Raw genomic sequence first — 14,147 nt, 5'->3', positions numbered from 1 at the left:
TGACGTGTACGTCATGTACGGGAACGGTGGCAAGAACCAGGCCTGGAGCTGACGGTCCCGAAGCCCGCGCTCCAGTTGCCGGAAAGGCCGAGTTCAGCCGCGTGATGGCGTTGACGGCCGTTCCCGCGCTCTACCAGGCAGCCACCGGCGTCACCAACGTGCTGGCCGAAGCCCTTCCGGCCGACATGCTCGCCACGTTCTTCCACGTCGCGATGGAAGCCGATCTGGATTCCAGGCAGCCGGCCCGCCTCCTGGGCGGCGTCTACTCGGACTGCCTCGACCGAGGCCTTCACCGCGCCTTCGGCGACCTCTACGAGGACCGCGATCACGTGGGGCTCACGGTGGCCTGGCATCTCGGGCGGGTCTTCCCGCACCTGCTGCCTAAGGGCGAGTTCGTCCCGTTCATCCGGCTCGCACAGCGAGCCTTGGAGCGGTCCGCAGTCCTTCCCGCCAGGTAGACACCCAACCCGACCCGTGGGCCCGGGGTAAGAATTTCTTACCCCGGGCCCAGTCGTGTGGCGCGTGCCGTCGTGCTGCGCCCGCACGCTCTTGACGGTCCGCCAGCACCGGAGGAGCGTCGTGCAAGTCCGTGTAACCGACTTGGTGCGGGAGGCCGCTGTGACGCTACGTTTTCTGGGGATTCTGGCCGAACACCCCATCTGACCAGTCCCCGACGATCTGGCTGGAGGAAGAGACCGGGGACCTGATCATTCAGTCCTGGAAGGCGGACGAGGCTACGGTCCGGCAGGCGCAGGAGGTCGGCTCGGTGCCCGGCCACACCACCGACGTCCCGGAGCACGAGACGGTGATCCGGCTGCCCGCCAACATGCTCCAGTTCATCCCGCGGCCTGACGGAGAGGCTCCACGTGGCAACACCGGTTCGTAAGGCGCTCGCCAGGGCGCAGCGCTCAGCGGTGCATCTGGAGATGCGCGACTCCTACATGCTGGACGATCCGGAGTTCCTGGCCTTCCAGCACGGCAAGCGCCTGGATGCGGCCGATCGCGGCTCGTGGTGGCACGGGTGGCATGACGCGGTGGCCGAGGCCGTGGGCCGCGGGGTGGTGGTGCGGCGGGCGCGGATCGTCTCGGAGCCGGTGCACGACTACATCCGCTACGAGCACGACCTGACCTTCGGCAACCTGGCCGCCGGCGAACAGGTCCGGTGGCTGCCGAGGCGCAACACAAAGGACCTGTGCCTGCCGGGGCTGGACTTCTGGGTCTTCGACCACCAGGTGGTGCACTACCACCATTTCACCGGCGACGGGCAGCTCGCCGAGCACGGTGAGGAGATCCTTCAGGACCCCGCCCTGGCGAAGCACTGCGTCGCGGCGTTCGAGGCGGTGTGGGAGCGCGCCGTCCCGCACGAGCAGTACTCGGTCTGACCCGATCACCCGCACCGGCAGCCAGACACCATGCCAGCCTCTCCGTCGTCCAGCGCCCAGGCCGCCCGCAAGGCCGTCGCACAGCGCCTGCGCGAGTTGATGCTGGACGCTGGCCTGAACGGCAAGCAGCTGGCTGCCCGGTGCGGGTGGACCCCCGCCAAGACCTCCCGCATCATCAACGCCAAGACCCCACCCTCCGATGCGGACATCCGCGCCTGGTGCGCGGCGTGCGGCGCCGACAACCAGGCCGCCGACCTCATCGCCCGCAGCCGCCAGGCCGATGCCATGTTCCTGGAGTGGCGCCGGATGGAACGCTCCGGCCTGCGCCAGGCCCAGCAGGCGGTGCGGCCCCTGTACGAGCGCACCCGCAGCTTCCGCGCCTACGCCCCGTGGGTGCTGCCCGGCATCCTGCAGACGCGCGCCTACACCACCGCGATCCGCGACCGGCGCGGCCTGGTCGACGACGTCGAGGCCGCCGTCGACGAGCGGATGGACCGCCAGCACATCCTCTTCGGCGGCCGGCACCGCTTCGCCCTGTTGATCGAGGAGAGCGTGCTGCGCAACGGCCTCGGCGGCCGCCCGGTGATGCTGGAGCAGCTGCGCCACCTGCTCACCGTCGGCCGGCTGCCCAACGTCAGCCTGGGCGTGCTGCCCATGCGGCCGGACCGGGACAACGGCTGGCCGGTGGAAGGGTTCTGGATTTACGACCAGGCCCAGGTCAACGTGGAGCTGGTGTCCGGATATCTGACGATCACCCAGCCCAGCGAGATCGCCATGTACGAGAAGGTGTTCGCCGAGCTGTCCGACCTGGCGGTGCGCGGCGCGCAGGCGCGCGCCCTGATCACGGCGGCGATCAACGTGCTCGGATGAATCCGTGTAATCCCGCGCAACTTCGTTGAGTGTTCGATCGGTTACTCCCTACCGTCGTTGATGCCGCCCGGTGCGAGAACTGAACCGATCCCCCTCGGCACCGTGGACGCCCCGGGCGGCGACCAACCCCCGCGACGCGCTGGAGTACTGCCATGCCCGGAAGCAGACCGCATCTTCGACACCCCAGCGGCGACCTGGTGGTGACGGCCTGCGGCCAGACGGTGGTCCACATCCCGAACCACGCCCGCGCCCTGCTCAGGGCGCGGCTTCTCCGCGAGCTGCGCTGCCGAGGATCGCGATGACCGGCCCCGACTTCGTGCCGCCGGAGAAGCGCCAGCCGGGCCTGACCATCCGCTCATACCGCATCGCGCCGGACGGCACCCGCCACGATGACACCGGCCCGGTCACCGTCGATGCCGACGACGTGAGCGCCCACGCCACCCACCCCGCAGCCGGCTGGCCGGCCTGCGCCTGCCCGATCCACGGAGGCCGATCGTGACCGCACTCACCCAGGCCGGCGGCATCCTCGGCCGGCGCGGGGTCAGCTCGGCGATCGAGTGGTCCACCCCCGGCGCTGCCCGGGGCCGCGCCGTGCTCCTGACCGCCGCCCACCGCGACCACGAGATCGTCCGCAACCCCCACCTCACCGAGGACTGGGCCGCCTTCGCCGTCCGCTCCCCGCACCTGCTCGCCGCCGTCCAGGCGGTCCTGGGGCCGGACGTCGCGGTGGAGAACACCTTCCTCGTCGTGAAGTGGCCGCACCGCGCCTTCGCGATCCCCTGGCACCAGGACGGCATCGGCGCCCACCTCGAACTGCACCCGGAGCGGTCGGTGTCCGCGTGGCTCGCCGTCACCGACGCCACCGAGACCAACGGCTGCCTGCACATCGCCCCGGGCTCCCAACGCGCCGGCTACCTGCCGATCGAGAAGGAGCCGACGAACGCGCCGGACGCGGCCGCGCCGACCAGACGGCCGACTTCACCCCCGAGACCACCGTCCCCGTGCCGCTGCGCGCCGGCTGCGCCGTCCTGATGGACGGCCGCCTGGTGCACCGCTCTGGCACCAACACCAGCGGAAGCGCCCGCATCGGGCTGAACGTCCGCTACACCGCGCCGGACGGCATCGTGCGGCGCGACCCCACGAGCCCCAGCGTCGTGCCGATCAGCGGCACGGGCTGGTAGTCCGCCAGGACCAAGGGAGAGGAGAGCACCACCGTGACCATCCTCGACACGCTCGACCTGACGTGCGCGGTGACCCGCGTGCGCGTCCTGACCGGGGAGGACGCCGACGCGGCCCGCCGCGCAGACAAGACCCCGATCGGCAAGTCCGACTGCACCTACTACTGCCTCGACGCCGCGACCGCCGAGCGGTGCATCGAGGCCCTGCGCGCCTCCGACGAGCGCCTGCGCCAGCGGCCGGAGGAGCTGATGCTCTGGGACTGGCAATGCACCTACTGGGAGCCGGAGACCGGCAACCCGAACGGTGGCGGCACCGTGCTGCTGGGCGTCGCCTGGTACGACCCGACGTTCTTCGCCGACCGGCGCGACGCCTGGTTCGGCGCGATGCACCAGCGCATCTACCAGCAGTTGGGCATCCCGCTCGAGGATATCACCGTCACCCACTGGTCCCTGATCGCCTGATCTGAGACCCACAGCACGAAGGGCCGGACCCCCGCACCACCAGGGAGTCCGGCCCCGCCACATGCCCTCAGCCGCCCACGCTCTCCAGCACCGGCTCGGCGCCCGGCAGCGGCGTGCGGGTCTTCGCCCACCACACCACGACCGCGCACCCGGCGATGCCCACCACGGCGGTGGCGAGGCCGCCGGCGGTGAACCCGGCGCTCGGGTGGGCCGCGGCCAGCGCGGGAATCCCGGCCATCGCGAGGGTGCCCATCGTCCGGATGACCGTCTGGTCGAGTGTCAGCAGCCGCCTTCGAGCGGCCGGCGGGAACCGCGCGAGGTGCGTGGACAGCGACACCGCCAGGAACGGCGAGACAGCCCCGTACGCTGCCGACACCGCCACCAGCTCGGTGACCGTGCTCACCGAACCGGTCGCCGCCATCAGCGCCCCGGAGACGCTCCACGCGGCGCAGTAGAACGCCGGGAGGGCCTTCGGGAGGCCGACGTTCCCGGCGATGGCGTTGCCGACGATCGACCCGGCCCCGGTGGCGGCGAGCATCACGCCGTACGTGCCGATGCCGCCGCCGAGCCGCACCGCCACCAGCGCGGGCATCACGATCGACACCGCCCCCGCGAAGATCACGATCCCGTGGACAGCCAGCACCACCCCGGTCTCCGGGTGCGTGCGCACCAGCACCCGTGCCCGCGGCCCGGCCCCCGAGGCTGCGCTCGCACCTGTCGGTACCGATGCCCGGAGGCCATTCCCTGCGCCGAGCACGGCCAGGGCGACGGCGGAGAGCGCGAACGTTCCCGCGTCCAGCCAGAACAGCCCGGCCATCGGCATCACGGCCAGCAGCACGCCCGCGGACCCTGGCCCGGCGACCCGGGCGATCCGGCTGGTCGAGTCCATCAGCCCGTTGACGGCCTGCACCTCCTCCGCCCGCACGAGGTCCGGGACGAGCGCCCCGAGGTTCGGATCGAACAGCGCCCCGCCCACCCCGAGCAGCGCGGCCGACACCAGCAGCCCCGGCGTGCCGAACACCTCCCACGTCCACGGCAGCGCCGCGACCAGCACCATGCGGACCAGGTCCACCAAGGCGAGCGCGCGAAGCGTGGTGAACCGCTCCATCACCCGCCGGCCGACGGTGCCGAGCACGATGTACGGCACCGACTCGGCGATGGCCACCAGGCCCATCGCCGCGCCGCCGGATCTCTGCCAGGCGAGCCACATCACCGCAAGCGCGTACAGTCGGTCACCGAAGACCGACGCCGTCTGCGCGCCCCACAGGAGAGGAAGCGGGCCCCGCCGCAGCAGCAGCACGTATCGCAAGATCTTTCGCCCTCCGGAAAGCACGAAGTCCCGGCAGCAGGCTCGCCACCGGGAACTCCCGTAACCCTAGGGCAAGTTGAAGATCACCTGTCGCAGACTCCCCGATCGCCACAGGCACCCGGCCCGGCTCGGTACGCTGACTGACCCTCGGCGTGAGAATGGGTTGTCCGACTAGCACCCGGACCGGCGGGTCGGCAGGCCCCTGAGCCGGATTCCGTGCTTTCTGACGGCATGGACATCATCAGGTACCGCGGTGCGCTCGCCGATCTCCTGGAGGAGCAGTTCGGAGCCAGCCTGCCCCCGTCACACCAGGCCGCCGTCGCAGTGACGCTCCTGGCGGCTGAGCTCGTCCCGGCCGACGAACTCGCCACGTTCCTGCGCGTCGCGACGCAGGCCGCCGAGGCCGCCACCGTGAGCCAGCCCGCGAGCTCGTCCTACAGCGCCCGCTTCGGCCGACTCCTCAGCCAGTACATCAGCGGTTTCGACACGATTCCGGGCCTGAGAGAGGCCTGGCACCTGACGCGGATCCTGCCGGAACTGCTGCCCGACGCGGCGTTCGGCGCGTACGTCCGCATCGCCCAGCAGGCCCTGGAGCAGTCCGCAGTCGCGCAGCCCGGCGGACCGCGCCGTACCTGCCGGCTGACCGTACCCGCCGTGCCAGCCAGTCGTTGAACCCACCGAGCGCCCCGACCAGGGCGCGCGGCTGCGCCTGCTCCACACCGCCCGGCACGTACACCCCACGGCCAGGGCGCCGCACGGTGAAGCCCTCGGGCGGCCGGGCCCGTACACAGCCCGGCCGCCCGGCCCCGTGCCGAGCGGCCGGAGTCTGTCCCGTGCCAGTCCCCTCGCCCGGGCGCCGCGTCCTCCAGCGCGGCGATCAGGCAGCCGGCCGGCGCTCGGCCGGGTCGGGCGGCGCGGGGGGTCGGGTGGGGGCAGGATCGGGGGATGGATGCTGTCGTGCAGCGCTACGCGCTGCTCCTGCCGGCCGACGACGTGGCGGTCATGCACGCCACGCCGCGGGTCGTGGTGGTGCACCGGACCCCGGACGTGGTCGGGGGTCTGCCGGTCTACGAGGACCCGGACGGTGCGGTGCGCGCGGTGATCGAGCACCTCGGTGTCGCACGCCTCCTGGACACCGACAGCGTCCCGACGGAGCAGCCGGTGACCTCCGTGATCGTGCCATGACCCCACCCACAGGGCCCGCCCCCCAGCTGACCGTTCACACCCACGCACCCACCCCCGGATGCCGCGTGCTCACCCCGGCCGGCGACCTCGCCCAGGACACCGCACCCCACCTGCGCACCGAACTGCTCCAGGCGATCGAGGAGCCCGGCGTCACCACCGTCATCCTCGACTGCCACGCGATCGCCTTCTGCGACTTGGCCGGGATCCACCTCTTCCTCCGCGCCCGGCTGCTCGCCGAGCAGGCCGACGTCGACCTGCACCTGTCGGCACCGCCGCCGCAGCTGCTCCGGCTTCTGGAGGTCACCGCGGCGGACCAGGTGCTCAAGATCGACCCGGCTCCGCCCGTGTAGCCGCGGCCGGCGCTCGTGCGTTCCCGGTCTGCCGGTTCTGCCGTGGCATCACAGGGCGCCGCCCTGCTACTGGACTCGTCGAGCGGGCGGGTGAGACGATCCGACCGGCGGCCGCCGTGATCACCCCCCGTACCGCGGCGGCCGCCCGTCCCGACCACGAGTGGGCGGCTCCTTTGAGGTCTTCTGGCTGACCGGCGGGTAGGGATGGCCCGGACAGGGCCAGGAGTTCTCCGGGCCGGGGCGCGTGGCCGTGTCGGTTATTGCCTGCTCCCTGGGTCGGGCACATCCTGGAACCGGGTGATCATGGCTCTCCGCGCTCGCGGAGATCCGCTGGCCGGACCGTGGAATCCATGGCAGTACTGATCACCGGGAGGCCGTCACCGTTGGGGTGACGGCCTCCCGGTGTCGGCTGGGATGCTGACCGGCATGGACGACGAAGCGCTGATGCGCGGCCGGGTCCACGGCACCGACTACGACGACCGGGCCCCGGCCCACACCGGGGGCACGAAGCATCACCGACGGTGCGTGCGGATCAGCGTCCGTGACGGCTCCGCACCGTGCCCTGCCTATTGACGCGGCCCCCGCAGGCGAGTCGGGCCGCGACATGGCTCTGATCCGCCGCCTCACCGGCGGCCACTGGGGCGCTATCCCGGCAAGACCGTCCCGACCGACCTGAGCAACCGCTCCACCGCAGCCAGCCGACCCGCGTCAGGCCGTGTCTCGCGAGCGGCCGGGCGATTCGAGCCCCTCATCTCTCCGTCCCAGTGGCGGCTCGCCGTTGGCCAAGCATGCGCCCTGGTCTTGGCGCACACCTGGTCAGCGCCGAACCCGATGAGGCCGTTTCGTGTGCTGAGGGCGGCCGTCATTGCGGGGGACCGTTCGGCACAGCCGTCCGGTGGCGGCGTTGCAGTGCGGGCAGAAATGGGCGAGCGCCTGCCGGTAGACGGCGGCTTCGTCCGGGGCAAGGTGCCACAGGCGGGGCGGGTGGGCGAGGGCCTCGAGCCGGCGGACGCCCGGCAGGCTGATGCAGGGCCGTCCTGGCCGTGCGCCGCACAGCCAGCAGCCGTTGTCGCAGACCGGGCAGCTGCCCGGATCCCGTAGCAGCAGACAGCATCGGATCTCGCCCCCGGCCGGGCCGAGCGGCGAGACGTAGAACTCCGTCCAGTCCGGCGTCTCGCGGTCGTATCCGCCGCGGTCCCACGCAGGTCGGGCAGCCGGGGGAGGGCCGCTGCGCTGGTGGCCGAGCCCGGGCCCGGCCGGACGAAGTCGGGCTGAGCCAAAGCGGACCGGATGGGCCTGAGCGCGGCCGCCGCACATCACACCCGGCCGCGCGCCGCATTGCGGACACTCCACCAGCAGCGCCTGCTCCTGACCGCTCGCTTCCACAGCTGCCCTTTCCTGTGCGCCGACAGGCGAAGTCGTGCCGGGCGCCTGCCGGCCATTGCCCCGAGCTCGCCCCCGCACATGGTGGCCGTCGCCTTCGCTGCGGCTATCAGGCAGCCGGACATGGCCTCGACTCAGGCGGGCCACCTCCAGCTGTGCCTGACCTCGGCCGCCCTACGTGCGCAGACAGCTTCGCACACCGGGCCTGTGACGCTCTGCGCGATTCGCGTGCTGTTCCCTGCGGCCCCGACCAGCGACGGTGACCGCGAGAGCCACGCCGGTCAGGACTCATCTTCGAGCGGACCGCCGGACGAAGGAAGCCAGCCCTGCTGGACCGCGGGCGTCGTCCTATTTCCAGGACGCGTTGCCCAACCGGTGGAGCGGATGTTGCGTGTCGCATCACGGAAGTCGGACCGCTGCGCGATCCGTGCCATCCTCCTGTTTCGTCGCACATCACGAAACTGGGCGTGCTCGCGCGGGGCGTGGCGCAGGGGGTTTCGTGGCGCGCTACGAAACATGAGCGAGCCCGGTTCGAAAACCCGGCCCAGCGGGCCAGCGCCGCGCGCCGGGCACCGCTCCTCGAACCCCGGTTCCGTGACACCGTCACGAAACACGTACGCTCGCCACCGTGACCATGGATCAGCCCGCCCTCCTCGACTTGCCGGAACCGTCCGCTGCCCGCTGCGCCGCATGCAGCGGCGAACTGCAAGCGGCCGCGACCGGCCGACCGGCCCGCTACTGCAGTACCGCCTGCCGGTCAGCGGCGTACAGACGCCGCCGTGCCCACGCCGCATCCGAGCCCGCTCCCACAGAGGCCGGCCAGCAGGTGGCCGCACCACCCGATTCCCACGCGAGCCTGCTGGAGCTCGCCGACGCCATCCCCGCCGCCACCGCCGCCTACTGCGACGCCCTCGGCCAAGACAGCGACAAAGCCGACACCGCGCTCGCCGCGCTGCGCACAGCCGATGACCAGCTCATGGAGCAGGCCGCCCTGGCTCGCCGGGAGGCGGACACCAGCGAGAAGGGCGCGCGGCCAGAGGCCGACCCGGCCGGCACCACGCCGACCGCTCCGGCACAGGCCCGACCACAGAAGGCAGACCCCTCACCCGGGCTGGAGTTGCGTGACGGTCACGAAACCGGCTCCAGTGCCGGGGATGTTGCCCAGCCTCACTTCCGTGATAGCCACGAAACCCTCGATAGGGCGCTGCCCGCTGACGGCGGTGTGATGCGTGACGGTCACGAAACCGGGCCGGAGGGCGGCCGACTGCGCGACCTGGTCGACCTGCGCCTTGCCCAGCAGCGAATCCGCCCGCTCGCCGAACCGCCAGCTTCTCCAGCACCCACCACCACCGCGGCCGCGGCGGCGCCGACCGACCCGGCCGCGCCCCACGGCCGCCCGGACGCCCTCATCTCGGTGCCGCGGGATCCGCTGCTGCGCGGCCTGGGCGGCACCGATGTCCACGTCCCGCTGGAGCCCTCGCTCTTCGGTGGCTACTGGGTGTTGGCCGGCTGGTCCGCGACCCCGGATGTGTGGCTGGTGACCGGTGAAGGCCACATGGTCGGCTGGGTGGAGCGCGGCATCGGCGGCGTCGCGCGGTGGGCCGCGCTCTACGAGGGGGCCTTCCTCGGAGACAGAGCCACCCGCCAGCCCCTGCTGCACGACAGCCCCACCGAGGCCGCGCTCACCGTCCAGCGGGCGTACCGGCAGAACGTGTGACCTCGAGGCCGTCCTCCTGGCAGCCAACCGACCACGGTCGGCCCAAGGGCTTGCCCACGCCCCGAACAGGCCAGGTCCCGGAAGGCTTTGACGTAGCGGTTCGCTGATCCACGGTCGAGCCTGACTCCGTGGGTGAGCAGATCTCGGGGACAATCTCCTCCGGCCGGAACTGCCCTCGGGTGAGGTCGATCTCGACTCCCAGCCCTATGCGGTTCCACCAGTGGTAGTCCCTGAACTCGCCGTTGACCTGGACCTCGCCACGGATCAGTGGTGCCCTGCCGGCCTCGCGCCCGCCGTCGATGTCCTCGCGGTGCGGATGCGCCCGCCATGATCGCCCTGCGGGCCGAGGTAGCCGGAGGCTGTCGAGGCGGCGCGCATCCGCACCGGGCCCCCGGCCCCGGTCCGCGCCGGGGGCCGGGCGGCCGGGCAGGACCGGTCGCGCTGACTGGCGCCTGCGGCGCGGCACGCGGGGTGATCTGGCGCGCCGCAGGGGCGCGGCGCGGGCTGAACGACTGGGTCAGGTGGGGCCGCCGCGAGCCGGTCGGATATACTGACCTCGGCGCTTCAAGGTGATGGCGGTGGGAGGTCGAGAGAGAGTCCGGTCCCGGCGAGGAAGCCGTTGAGGATGTCGGAGCGGTACTGCAGTCGCTTGAGGTGGTTGCGGACGAGGGCTTCGAGCCGGTCGAGGGCGACACTGGCGAGGTTCGCCAGGCTTCGTTTGACGTGGGCCCACAGGTACTCGACCGCGTTCAGCTCGGGTGCGTATGCGGGCAGCACGAACACCGTCAGCCAGTCCCGCACGTTGATCAGGTCGCGCATCGCGTGGGAGACGTGGGTGTTCAGCCGGTCCCACACGAGCACGATGGGCGCTTTGACCAGCTGGTGTATCCCGTCTATCAGCCCGATGTAGTCGTGTTCGGACAGGCTGCGGCGCTCGCCCTTGCGCCCGGTGTGGCGCCGCAGCCTGTGGCACAGGCGGGTCCGTGAGCCGGGTCGCATCGCTAGCAGTCCGGCGACGGAGATCCTTCCCGAGCGGCTGCCGCTAACCTGCACGATCGGGGTGATGCCGCGGCGTCCCCAGGTGCGTCCTTTGGGCGGTCTGCGGGTGAACCCGGCTTCGTCCTCGAAGCAGAGCCAGCCGTTGCAGGCCGCCCGGGCGCTTTTACCTCCGCCCACGTCGCCTCCCTCCACGCGGCCACGGCCTGCTCGTCGCGTTCCGCGGCGCGGCGCGCGGGGACCTGCGGGGTGAAGCCGAGCCGGTGCATCAGACGGGTGGCCCCCGAGACGCTGTAGACACGTGGAACTTGCGGCCGATCAGCGTCGCCACCCGCGCGCCGGTCCACACCTGGTCCTGGTCCCAGCCGTGAACGGCCGGCCCCTGCTCAAGGTATTCGGCCAGCTTCTCCCGGCACCGTGCCGACAGCTTGCATCGCTGCCCACCCGGTCCCCGTGAGGCCAGCGCGCCGACCCCGTCCTCCCGCCAGGCCTGGTGCCACTGGTAGGCCGATTTCGCGGTCACCCGCAGCCTGCGGGCCACCTCCCTTGGAGGGACCCCGTGTTCGAACAACCCGGCGGCCTCCAGCCGCACCTCCTCGCGGCGCTGACGTGCCTTCGCCGTCAGACCGCCCCCATCCGCATAGCGCATACCAACGGCATAGCGCGCAAATGACCGTCAGCCAGCTACACAAACAGGCCAATCACCTTGAAGCGCCGAGGTCAGTAACAGTCCATCGGAAGGATGTTCCCCCAGCCGCTGACGCTCTGGTGCGAACGCCGCACGCGAGGGGGAATGGCATGAGACGGCACAGCGAGTGCGGCGATCAGCGGCTGGCGGCGGAGGGCGAGGTCGCCATCGCACGGCTCGCGATGGACGCGGGTGACCTCCCACACGCGGCGGCGCACGTGGCCGACGCCATGGCAACCGATCCGGGGCTGCCGGAGGTCCACGAGGCCCTCGCCGAGTTCTGTGCCCGCGTCGGAGACCCCGCAGCAGCCATGGAACACTTCCCGATCGACGGTGACGCATCCCTGGGAGCTGCCGCCTGCCACGCACACCTGCGGGCGGCGGCCGGCGACTGGGATACGGCCCTGGGGGTGTTGGCTGCGGTGATGGAAGCCAAGCCTTCCCTGCCCTGGGCGGAAGCGGCCTGGCTGCTCCGCGAGGACCTGCCGGAACTGATCGCCCCGGACACCGTCGCCCACGCGACCGCCCGCGCCACGGCCACGCTCAGGGAGCCGCTGCACGAGGACGTCCGCACCGCCCTGCGGCCTTTCGACCGGTTCGTGTCCGCTGTGGTGGACAGACACCCCGACCACACCCGCCTGTTGGCCCTCGCATCCGCGCTGCCCCGTCTGCTCGACGCCACCGACCACGCCATCGACCGGGCCCGGCACGCACATCGAATCAACCCGGGCCGCCTCGAAGCCGTCATGCTCGGCTGGGCATTGCGGACCGGGGCCAAGCCGAACGAGGCTCTGGCGGTCTGGGAGGCGACCCTCGACGACGAGCCCTTCGACGGTCATCTGGCAGGCGAGGTGGCTGAACTGTATGCGGCTACCGGCCGTCCAGAGGCCGGACTTCCCTGGATCGAGCGCGCACTACGCCACGAGCCCGACCATCCGATGGCAGCGCCCCTGCTCCACGCTCTCCGCTACCAGGTCGACGGCGGCATGAACCACCTGCTCGCCCTGGCGGACCACTCCCGCGCCCACCCGGACCACGAGCTGGCCGACGAGCTGCTCGCCCGTCTCAGCATCGCAAACCCTGGCTGGGCATCGTCCACGCAGCCGCGGAACCATCGATCAGGCTCCTGCACCAGCTCCTTACGGAACCGAGCAGCGAGCTGTCCGAAGGCTTCGTCATCAAGATGTCGGAGCCTGAACCGCCCAGCACCCTGCTCGCCCTCCGACTCGGCTTCCCCGGCGCGTCGGCAACCTACCGCGAGCTTCGGAAGCCGGATCCGCGCCTGACCGTACGCACGGTTGGCGTCCGTATCTGGCGCTACGACGGACTCGACCCGCTCCCTGCCGTCGCGGCTCCCTCGTCGGAGAGCGCCGAACTCGTCCGGCAGGCCGCCAACGTGGTCTGGGCCCATGTACCGGAGGCCTACGATCAGGCGGTCCAGCTGGCGGGTGTCCCGCTCGACGACCTGCTCGGTGTGCTCGCCCATCCTCCCGCACCGCGCGAGGACGAGCTCGGCCAGGCGCTGCTGTCCCGCCAGCCTGAACTGTGGATCCGCGCCGTCCAGGCATTCACCTGCCTCGGAATCGCCCACCACCGCACCGACCAGCCCTGGCACGGATCCGACCGCCGACGGATCCTCCTCGATCTGCTCTTCGGACCTGAGGACTGGGCGGTGGAGGCCGCCGGCTTCGCCCTCGTCGCGGTGGCCTGGACACACCCGGAAACCCGCCACGACATCGGGCAGCAGCTGCGCATACGCCTCCTCGCGGTGGCATCCGCCTACCGGCAGCGCGACGTGACCATCCTCGACTCGGTCTGCACCCTGCTCCTCGCCTGCCCTTGGCTCGACCAGCAATCCCTTAGCCTGGCCCACGACCTGATCGACCGACGCCGCAACGACATGGCAGCGTACGCCGCCGAACAGGACGAATCGGAGGCATCGGCGGCCCCAAGCCAGCCACGGGGACTGAAACGGCTGTTCAGGCGGGGCCGATAAGGCCGAGGGATTCGACTTGCGGCTACCCACACCCGGCGGGAGGCCGCCGGGCGCACTCCAGTCCGGGCTGCCGCTGAGTCATAGGCGGATCAGTTCGCTCGCTGACACCGACCTATCTGAACCGGGCCGACCTGCGGGTCGTGGCCCTGTACAACGAAGCCCCAGCCATCGGTACGTGATCCTCGGTCAGCCGGCCGCCGCGCCGGGGCTGCGGTCGTCCAGCTCCACCCGAGTCCGGTCCTCCGCACGGTCCTCGGCGCGCGCCGCCTGCGGCCGGGTCGCGTTGACGACCTCGGCGATCCGCTCGTACGCCGTCACCGCCAGCGCCCACGTCTCGATGCCGCGCTCCGCCTCCAGTCCCCGGTGGACCGTGCCGTGCAGCGCGTTGAGCAGCGCCACCGCGGCGCGCCCGGACAGGACGGTGTCGGGCTGCTTGGCGGGATCGGCGCCGCCCCGCTCCCAGACGCGGCGCTGGTCGCGCTCGGCGTCGGCCGGGTCGGTGAAGTGCGAGGCCGCGCCGTCGCCGCCGGCGGTGCTTTCGGGCTGCCACCGGATCCCCGGCTCGGGCTTCAGCCCTTGGGTAACCCGACCACCAGGTAGGTTCCCGCCTCGCCATCGACGTGGACGACGT

At 71.7% G+C, this 14,147-nt stretch carries 16 protein-coding genes and 2 pseudogenes; 14 read left to right on the top strand and 4 right to left on the bottom strand.

The window, feature by feature from the left end; translation table 11 throughout:
- Nucleotides 1-104 precede the first annotated feature (104 nt).
- The 7 genes and pseudogenes from ACFC1R_RS37170 to ACFC1R_RS37140 all read left to right on the top strand — a co-directional run bounded on the left by ACFC1R_RS37170 (nt 105) and on the right by ACFC1R_RS37140 (nt 3,892).
- Complete coding sequence (locus ACFC1R_RS37170) at nt 105-458, top strand: hypothetical protein (protein ID WP_375946148.1); 354 nt, start codon at nt 105-107, stop codon at nt 456-458.
- Between the two features lie 408 nt (nt 459-866).
- Nucleotides 867-1,382: a DUF6879 family protein gene (locus ACFC1R_RS37165; RefSeq protein ID WP_375946147.1), complete on the top strand. Its 516-nt coding sequence runs from the start codon at nt 867-869 to the stop codon at nt 1,380-1,382.
- Between the two features lie 30 nt (nt 1,383-1,412).
- The gene (locus ACFC1R_RS37160; protein WP_375946146.1) at nt 1,413-2,252 is read left to right on the top strand and encodes a helix-turn-helix domain-containing protein; all 840 of its coding nucleotides are present in this window, start codon (nt 1,413-1,415) and stop codon (nt 2,250-2,252) included.
- 298 nt (nt 2,253-2,550) lie between these two features.
- Nucleotides 2,551-2,751 carry a hypothetical protein gene (locus ACFC1R_RS37155; protein ID WP_375946145.1) on the top strand — a complete coding sequence of 67 codons (201 nt, stop codon included), beginning with the start codon at nt 2,551-2,553 and terminating at the stop codon, nt 2,749-2,751.
- A pseudogene (locus ACFC1R_RS37150) lies at nt 2,748-3,280 on the top strand (phytanoyl-CoA dioxygenase family protein); the annotation flags it as partial. The gene ACFC1R_RS37155 and the pseudogene ACFC1R_RS37150, both read left to right, overlap by 4 nt.
- An 18-nt stretch (nt 3,281-3,298) precedes the next feature.
- A complete protein-coding gene (locus ACFC1R_RS37145) occupies nt 3,299-3,433 on the top strand; it encodes a hypothetical protein (protein ID WP_375946150.1) in 135 nt (44 codons plus the stop codon).
- A 33-nt stretch (nt 3,434-3,466) separates the two neighbouring features.
- Nucleotides 3,467-3,892, top strand: a complete 426-nt coding sequence (locus ACFC1R_RS37140; RefSeq protein WP_375946144.1) for a hypothetical protein — start codon at nt 3,467-3,469, stop codon at nt 3,890-3,892.
- 67 nt (nt 3,893-3,959) lie between these two features.
- Here ACFC1R_RS37140 and ACFC1R_RS37135 read toward each other — a convergent pair whose 3' ends face one another.
- Entirely contained in the window at nt 3,960-5,192 is a 1,233-nt protein-coding gene (locus ACFC1R_RS37135; protein ID WP_375946149.1) for an MFS transporter, read from the bottom strand.
- A 240-nt stretch (nt 5,193-5,432) separates the two neighbouring features.
- Here ACFC1R_RS37135 and ACFC1R_RS37130 point away from each other — a divergent pair, with 240 nt between their 5' ends.
- From ACFC1R_RS37130 to ACFC1R_RS37110, 5 genes are all read left to right on the top strand, one after another.
- Entirely contained in the window at nt 5,433-5,873 is a 441-nt protein-coding gene (locus tag ACFC1R_RS37130; protein ID WP_375946143.1) for a hypothetical protein, read from the top strand.
- A 273-nt stretch (nt 5,874-6,146) separates the two neighbouring features.
- Nucleotides 6,147-6,386 (top strand): DUF6296 family protein, encoded by a 240-nt coding sequence (locus ACFC1R_RS37125; protein ID WP_375946142.1) that lies wholly within the window; start codon nt 6,147-6,149, stop codon nt 6,384-6,386.
- Nucleotides 6,383-6,736: an STAS domain-containing protein gene (locus ACFC1R_RS37120; protein ID WP_375946141.1), complete on the top strand. Its 354-nt coding sequence runs from the start codon at nt 6,383-6,385 to the stop codon at nt 6,734-6,736. Before ACFC1R_RS37125 ends, ACFC1R_RS37120 begins: the two co-directional genes overlap by 4 nt.
- Before the next feature lie 426 nt (nt 6,737-7,162).
- Nucleotides 7,163-7,309, top strand: coding sequence for a hypothetical protein (locus ACFC1R_RS37115; RefSeq protein WP_375946140.1), 147 nt, complete (start codon nt 7,163-7,165; stop codon nt 7,307-7,309).
- A gap of 1,636 nt (nt 7,310-8,945) precedes the next feature.
- The gene (locus ACFC1R_RS37110; protein WP_375946139.1) at nt 8,946-9,836 is read left to right on the top strand and encodes a hypothetical protein; all 891 of its coding nucleotides are present in this window, start codon (nt 8,946-8,948) and stop codon (nt 9,834-9,836) included.
- A gap of 564 nt (nt 9,837-10,400) precedes the next feature.
- Here the strand turns inward: ACFC1R_RS37110 and ACFC1R_RS37105 are convergent.
- Nucleotides 10,401-11,012: a transposase gene (locus tag ACFC1R_RS37105; RefSeq protein WP_375946138.1), complete on the bottom strand. Its 612-nt coding sequence runs from the start codon at nt 11,010-11,012 to the stop codon at nt 10,401-10,403.
- Nucleotides 10,904-11,418, bottom strand: a pseudogene (locus tag ACFC1R_RS37100) (winged helix-turn-helix domain-containing protein); the annotation flags it as partial. The pseudogene ACFC1R_RS37100 and the gene ACFC1R_RS37105, both read right to left, overlap by 109 nt.
- A 212-nt stretch (nt 11,419-11,630) precedes the next feature.
- Here ACFC1R_RS37100 and ACFC1R_RS37095 point away from each other — a divergent pair.
- Both ACFC1R_RS37095 and ACFC1R_RS37090 read left to right on the top strand, forming a co-directional pair.
- Complete coding sequence (locus ACFC1R_RS37095) at nt 11,631-12,806, top strand: hypothetical protein (protein ID WP_375946137.1); 1,176 nt, start codon at nt 11,631-11,633, stop codon at nt 12,804-12,806.
- A complete protein-coding gene (locus tag ACFC1R_RS37090) occupies nt 12,704-13,516 on the top strand; it encodes a hypothetical protein (protein ID WP_375946136.1) in 813 nt (270 codons plus the stop codon). The genes ACFC1R_RS37095 and ACFC1R_RS37090 overlap by 103 nt, the downstream gene beginning before the upstream one ends.
- A 186-nt stretch (nt 13,517-13,702) precedes the next feature.
- Here ACFC1R_RS37090 and ACFC1R_RS37085 read toward each other — a convergent pair.
- On the bottom strand, nt 13,703-14,147 hold a 445-nt coding region (locus ACFC1R_RS37085), incomplete at its 5' end, for a hypothetical protein (RefSeq protein WP_375946135.1).

The sequence above is a fragment of the Kitasatospora sp. NPDC056138 genome (assembly GCF_042264695.1).
Lineage (GTDB): Bacteria > Actinomycetota > Actinomycetes > Streptomycetales > Streptomycetaceae > Kitasatospora.
Note: the sequence above shows the minus strand (reverse complement) of the source record. Positions and strands in the feature narration are given on the sequence as shown.